This window comes from Kitasatospora sp. NPDC004240, from assembly GCF_053603215.1.
Window position 1 is genome coordinate 22242 of sequence record NZ_JBSGFD010000110.1, and the last position, 6204, is coordinate 28445.

At 77.3% G+C, this 6204-nt stretch carries 5 protein-coding genes; 2 read left to right on the top strand and 3 right to left on the bottom strand.

Going from position 1 to position 6204, the window contains the following annotated elements; translation table 11 throughout:
- The first annotated feature begins 26 nt into the window (after positions 1–26).
- On the top strand, positions 27–485 hold the full coding sequence (locus tag ACWEQL_RS26505; protein ID WP_452152819.1) for a YjbQ family protein: 459 nt from the start codon (positions 27–29) through the stop codon (positions 483–485).
- Positions 486–546: 61 nt separating this feature from the next.
- Here ACWEQL_RS26505 and ACWEQL_RS26510 read toward each other — a convergent pair whose 3' ends face one another.
- On the bottom strand, positions 547–1188 hold the full coding sequence (locus ACWEQL_RS26510) for a DUF1990 family protein (RefSeq protein WP_452152820.1): 642 nt from the start codon (positions 1186–1188) through the stop codon (positions 547–549).
- Positions 1189–1295: 107 nt separating this feature from the next.
- On the opposite strand from ACWEQL_RS26510, the gene ACWEQL_RS26515 reads away from it, so the two are divergent.
- The gene (locus ACWEQL_RS26515) at positions 1296–1502 is read left to right on the top strand and encodes a hypothetical protein (RefSeq protein WP_452152824.1); all 207 of its coding nucleotides are present in this window, start codon (positions 1296–1298) and stop codon (positions 1500–1502) included.
- Between the two features lie 72 nt (positions 1503–1574).
- Here ACWEQL_RS26515 and ACWEQL_RS26520 read toward each other — a convergent pair whose 3' ends face one another.
- Positions 1575–4628 carry an AAA family ATPase gene (locus tag ACWEQL_RS26520; protein WP_452152821.1) on the bottom strand — a complete coding sequence of 1018 codons (3054 nt, stop codon included), beginning with the start codon at positions 4626–4628 and terminating at the stop codon, positions 1575–1577.
- Positions 4625–5794, bottom strand: a complete 1170-nt coding sequence (locus ACWEQL_RS26525) for an exonuclease SbcCD subunit D (RefSeq protein ID WP_452152822.1) — start codon at positions 5792–5794, stop codon at positions 4625–4627. The genes ACWEQL_RS26520 and ACWEQL_RS26525 overlap by 4 nt, the downstream gene beginning before the upstream one ends.
- Between the last annotated feature and the right edge of the window lie 410 nt (positions 5795–6204).

Here is a 6204-nt window from a genome sequence, read left to right on the forward strand (position 1 = left end):
CCGCCGCGGTCGGCCAGGATGGCGGCATGGCCGACAACACCCATCCCAGCGGCAGCACCCTCCACTCCTCCACCTTCCACTCCGCCACCTTCGAGATCACCACCGGCAGCCACGAGGTCGCGCTCGACATCACCGACCGCTGCGCCGCCTTCCTCGACCAGAACGCCACCGGCCGCGACGGCCTGCTCAACGTCTTCGTCCCGCACGCCACGGCGGGCATCGCCGTCCTGGAGACCGGGGCCGGCAGCGACGAGGACCTCCTCGCGATCCTGCGCGACCTGCTGCCGGCCGACGACCGCTGGCGCCACCGCCACGGCAGCCCCGGCCACGGCCGCGACCACGTGCTGCCCGGCCTGGTCGCCCCGCACGCGACACTGCCCGTCATCGGCGGACAACTCGCGCTCGGCATCTGGCAGTCCGTCGTCCTGATCGACACCAACGGCGACAACCCGCGGCGCTCGGTGCGGCTCAGCTTCCTGGGCTGAGGACGGCCGTCGGCCCCGGGCGGGCAGCCGCGAGGCGGCGCGGGCCCGGGGCCGTGGAGGGTCAGCGGACGTGCGTGGCCACCGCCGTGAGGTAGCGCTCGATCGCCAGGTGCTGGCAGAGCAGCGACACCGGGCGGCCGAGCCGCGCGTACCAGGCGTCCAGCCGGGAGAACGCGCTGACCTCGAACCACACCTCGCCGTCCTCGTCCATGCTCACCAGGAACGCCTCCTCGCCGCACTCCGGATGCCCCGGCAGCGTCCCGTACGCGAAGCCGATCCGCCGGCCCGGCTCGTCGACGCGCCAGACCACCCGGCACGGGATCACCAGCCGGGGCCGGCGCAGCCCCGGCAGGCCGAGGCGCAGCAGGACGGTCGCCCCGGGCTCGGCCGGCGCGTGCGGGTACACGGCGAAGCCCGTCCCCAGCTGGGCGCCCCAGTCCAGGACGTAGCGCCCGGCCCGCTCCAGCACCTCCGGCCCCCGGCCGAGGTGCACCCGGCGCCGCAGCCAGGCGTACCCCTCCGGCAGCGCCCCGCCCCGGGTGGCGCCCACCTCGGGGTACGTCGGCGCGGTCGCCCGTGCGGCGAGGAGCCGCCGGTACAGCGGGGTGCCGGGGCCGGGGACGAAGGCGGGGCCGGGGACGGCGGGCGTGAGGTCGGCCGTGGGTTCGGCGGCCGTGGGTTCGATGGGCGTGGATTCGAGCACCCGGCCACCGTAGCGCCGCCCCCGTGCGCCCTTGCGGTGAGGTACGGGTACGGAGTAGGAAGATCTGCATGAGCGATGTGCCACGCGAGGACGTGCCGGGTGACCGGATGCCGGGCGACGACGGCGCGCCGGTGTGCGCCCTGGCCCCCGTCGGGGCGGTCCGGGCGCTGACGCACGACCCGGCGCTGACCGGGCCGCACGCCGACTGCGTGCTGTGCGGCGAGCCGACCGAGCTGCCGGCGGACGAGCGGGGCGGCACGCTCTGCCCGGTCTGCGCCTGGCAGCAGGCGCAGCGGATCGCCTGCTCGGGCTGATCCGGCGCGGAGCGGCGTCGAGCGGCGCCGTTCGGGGGCGGGCCTCCAGCGGGGCGGGCCTCCTCAGGCCCCTCAGGCGTCCTCCCGGCCGACCAGGCCGAGGGTGGAGCCGTTGCGGCCCTTGCGGACCATCAGCTGGGCGGGGATGCGGCTGCGCAGGTCGGCGACGTGGCTGACGATGCCGACCGCCCGGTCGCGCTCCCGCAGGCCGTCCAGGACGTCCATCACCTCCTCCAGCGCCTGTTCGTCCAGCGTGCCGAAGCCCTCGTCGATGAAGAGGGTGTCCAGCGGCATGCCGCCCGCCTCGTCGGTGACCACGTCGGCGAGGCCGAGGGCCAGGGCGAGGGAGGCGAAGAAGCTCTCGCCGCCGGAGAGCGTGGCGGTGTCGCGCTCGGTGCCCGTCCAGGCGTCCACCACCCGCAGGGCCAGGCCGGAGCGGCGGTTGCCGGTGCCCCGGTCGTCGCTGTGGACGAGGGTGTAGCGGCCGCCGGACATCCTCACCAGCCGGGCGCTGGCCGCCGCGGCGACCTGCTCCAGCCGGGCGGCCAGCACGTACGACTCCAGGCGCATCCGCAGCCGGTTCTCGTGGGAGGTGCCGGCGGAGAGCATGGCGAGCCGGTTGATCCGGTGGAAACGGGCCAGCGCGGGGGCGAGCGAGGCGGCGAGTTCGGCGAGCTGGGCGCCGATCGCGACCAGCGCCGTACGCCGCTCGCGGGCCGCGTCCTGGACGGCGTGCGCCTGACGGAGCCGGTCGGTGGCCGCCCGCAGCCGGGCCTCGGCGCCGGGCACGTCGGCCGGGGGACACGCGGCCGCGTCCTCCAGCTCGGGGTCGGCCAGCTGCTGCTCGACCGCGGCCAGGGCCGAGCGGTGCCGCTCCAGCCGCTCCTCCAGATCGGCGAGCTCGCGGGGCGGCAGCAGGACGGCCCGGGCCTCCTCGGCGCTCGGGAACCCGGCCCGCACCGCGGCCCGGGCGAGCTCGTCGTCGGCGTCCTTGAGGCGGGCGGCCGTCTCGGCGCCGGCCCGCGCGGCGTCGGCGAGCGCGGTCACCGCCTCGGCGAGCCCGGCCAGGGTGGCCGACAGCCCGGCCACCGAGGGCGCGTCGCCCCGGGCGGCGGCGACCCGTTCGGCCAGCTCCCGCTCCTCGGCGCGCAGTCGTTCGATCGTCGTGGTGAGCCCCGCGATGTGCTCGCCGGCCTCGCGCAGCCGGTTCTCGTACCGGTGCTGTTCGTCGGTCAGTCGCTCCAGTTCGCGGCCCACCGTGCCCAGGCCGTCGGCCGCACGCAGGGCCGTGCGGTGCTCCTCCTCCAGCGCGCGGAGCGCGTCCGTGAGCCGGTCGGCGCTCTCGGCGCCGGCCGCGCCGTCGGCGGCGGCGCGCTCCACCCGGAGGCCGCTCAGCCGCTGCTCGGCGGTGTGCAGGGCCTGCTCGGCGGCGGTCTGGGCGGCGCGGGCCCGGTCCTCGTCGGCCGGGCCGACCCGTTCGCCGGCGGCCCGGGCGGGTGCCGGGTGCTCGGGGGAGCCGCAGACCCGGCAGGACTCGCCGGCGGTGAGGCCCTCGGCCAGCTCGGCGGCCATCCCGGCGAGCCGGCGCTCGCGCAGCTCCTGGCCGTGCTCGCGGGCGTCGAGCGCGGCGGTCCGCAGGTCCAGCGCCCGGCGCTCGGCCTGCTCGACCTCGTCGCGCAGCGCGTCCCGGCGGCGGGCGGCGGCCAGCCGCCCGGCGACCTCGGTGCGGCGGACGTCCAGCTGTTCGACCCGTGCCGCGGCGGCCCGGGCGGTGTCCTGCTCCTCCTGGAGCACGGTGAGCCGGCCGTCGAACTCGGTCAGCCAGTCGCGGGCGTCCTCGGCCATGTCCTCGGCGCGGCGCCGTTCGGCCTCCAGACCCAGCCGCTCGCGGCCGCGTTCGTCGCGGCGCCGCTCCTCGCGCCGGACCTCCTCCAGCCGGACCACCTCGGCGCGCAGCCGCAGCCCGGCCTCGGTGAGCTCGGCGGTCTCGGCCCGCGCGAGCGCCGGACCCTCGGGGTGCGGCGCGCCGGCCAGCGCCGCCCGCCGCCGCTCCTCGTCGCGCCGCGCGGACCGGTGGGCCTCGGCGGCGTGTTCCCGCAGCCGCAGCACCGACTCCACGCCGAGCGCGGCCTGCGCGGCGGCCAGCCGTCGGCGGTCCCCGGTGAGCGCCGTCCCGGCCTCGGCCAGCCCGGCGGCCCGGTGCACCGCGTCCTGGTGGCGGCGCTGGCGGGCGGCGAGCCCGTCGGCCTCGGCCCGGGCCCGCTGGGCCTCGCGGTGCCGGTGCTCGGCGCCGGCCAGGGCGGCTTCGGCGACCGTGAGCTGCTCGGCGGCGCCGACCCGCAGCACGGCGGCCCAGCCGAGCACGTCGGAGGTGACGTCCCCGGTGATCCGGTCGGGCTCGTCCCCGTCCGGCAGCAGGTCGGCGGCGGGCTCGCCGAACGGGCCGGCGGCCTGCTCGGCCCGGCTGACCAGATCGCGCAGCCGGCGGCGGCCGGTCTGCACGGCGGCCTCCTGGGCCCGCCGCCGCTCGGCCAGCCAGGACTCGACCTGGCCGAAGCGCTCGGTGTCGAAGAGCCGGTTCAGCAGCTTGCCGCGCTCGGCCGAGTCCGCGCGCAGGAAGCGGGCGAAGTCGCCCTGCGGCAGCAGCACCACCTGGCAGAACTGCTCCCGGCTCATCCCGATCAGCCGGTGGATCTCCTCGCCGGCCTCCTGGTGCGACTTGCTGATCGGCTGCCAGCCGGGGGTGCCGTCGCCGCAGTCGGCGACCCACTCCTTCAGCAGGGTCTGGGCGCGCTCGGTGGTCAGGCCGGAGCGGCCGCCCTTCTTCGGGCGCAGCTGCTCGGGCAGCCGGATGACCTGCAGCCGGCGCCCGCCGAGCGTCAGCTCCAGCCGCACCTCGGTCAGCCGGGCCGGGTCCGCGTGGTCGCTGCGCAGCCGGTTGGCGCGCCGGGCGCCGGGGACCTCGCCGTAGAGGGCGAAGCAGACGGCGTCCAGCACGCTGCTCTTCCCCGCCCCGGTCGCGCCGCGCAGCAGGAACAGGCCGCCCGAGGCGAGCGCGTCGAAGTCGACCCGCTGGGTGCCGGCGAACGGGCCGAAGGCGGTGACCGTCAGGTGGTGCAGTCTCATCGGGGCAGCTCCGCCCTGCGGTCGGTGGTCTCACGGACGTGCTCGAAGCCCTCGCGGAGCCAGTCCAGCTCCTCCCGCTCCGGCTCGACGCCCGGGCGGACGTGCCGCAGGAACCCCTCGGCGATCTCCAGGTCGGCGCGGCCGCTGACCCGCGCCGCGTAGGAGGGGGAGGCGTCGCTGTCGGTGCCCGCCGGGTCGAACAGCAGCTGGAGGGTGTGCGGGAAGCGCTTGCGCAGCCGCTCCATGGGATCGCTCGGGCGGCCGGGGTCGGTCAGGGTGGCCTGCACCCAGGAGTCCTCGTCGGCGGTGTACTTCTCGTCGGTGAGCAGCTCGTCGAGGGTGCCGCGCAGCCGGGCGAGCCTGCGCGGCCGCGGGCAGGGGACGCGTTCGGCGGCGACCGAACCGTCCGCCGCGAGGTCGACCAGCCACATGGACTTGCGGTGGTCCGCCTCGGAGAAGGAGTAGGCGAGCGGCGAGCCGCTGTAGCGCAGGTGCGGGGCCAGGGTCTGGCAGCCGTGCAGATGGCCGAGGGCGGCGTAGTGCACGCCGTCGAAGACCGAGGCGGGCACGACGGCGACCCCGCCGACCGCGATGTCGCGCTCGCTGTCGCTGGCCTCGCCGCCGGTGACGAAGGCGTGCGCCAGCACCACCGCGCGCGTGCCCTCCGGCCGTCCGGCCAGGTCGGCGCGGACCCGGTCCATCGCCGCGCCGAGCACCGCCGCGTGCCCACCGCGCTCCAGCCCGAACCGGTCCCGGACCAGCGCGGGCTCCAGGTACGGCAGCCCGTACACCGCGACCGGCCCGTGCGCGTCCGCCAGCAGGACGGGCTCGGCGCACCCGTCGGGGTCGGTGCGCAGGTGGATCCCGGCCCGGCCGATCAGCCCGGCGCCCACGCCCAGGCGGCGGGCCGAGTCGTGGTTGCCGCTGATGAACACCGTCGGCACGCCCAGGTCCGCCAGCCGGTGCAGCACGTCGTCGAACATCGCGACCGCCTCCAGGCCGGGCAGCGCGCGGTCGTAGACGTCCCCGGCGACCAGCACGGCGTCGACGCGCTCGGCCTCGACCACCGTCACCAGGTGATCGAGGAAGGTGCGTTGGGCGTCGTGGAGGCTCTCCCGGTGGAACGAACGGCCGAGGTGCCAGTCGGAGGTATGCAGCAGTCGCATGGTCCCCGACCATAACGGGCGCCACCGACACCGCGGGCCGGAACGGGACTCCCACCCGTCCCTCGGCCGGGCCGGGGATGTCACCGAGGGTCGATTGTCAGTGACGGAGTGTATGTTCCCGGTCGTCGGTGGAGCCGGGGCCTGCGGGGTCTGCGGGGCTCGGCGCGTCGGTGAGTCCCTCGGTGAGGGCCGAGGGATGAGGGAGAGGAGAGGCAATGTCCGTGGTTTCCCGTTCGGTGGTGGCCGGGGTGTCCCGGGTGGTCGGATCGGTCGCGCGCGGCCTGCGGGGGCGCGTGGGGGTGAGGGGGCGCGCGGCCGGTCATGCGGAGGCGTGCCGCTCGCGGGCGCGCCGGCCCGAGGCGGGGCGACCGGAGCCCGGGCGTCCGGACGCGGGGAGACCCGGTGGGCGG

Bases quoted from the DNA above. Each gene is read 5' to 3' on its own strand.
- ACWEQL_RS26525 (WP_452152822.1), bottom strand. From the start codon at position 5,794: ATGCGACTGCTGCATACCTCCGACTGGCACCTCGGCCGTTCGTTCCAC.
- ACWEQL_RS26505 (WP_452152819.1), top strand. From the start codon at position 27: ATGGCCGACAACACCCATCCCAGCGGCAGCACCCTCCACTCCTCCACC.
- ACWEQL_RS26520 (WP_452152821.1), bottom strand. From the start codon at position 4,628: ATGAGACTGCACCACCTGACGGTCACCGCCTTCGGCCCGTTCGCCGGC.
- ACWEQL_RS26515 (WP_452152824.1), top strand. From the start codon at position 1,296: ATGCCGGGCGACGACGGCGCGCCGGTGTGCGCCCTGGCCCCCGTCGGG.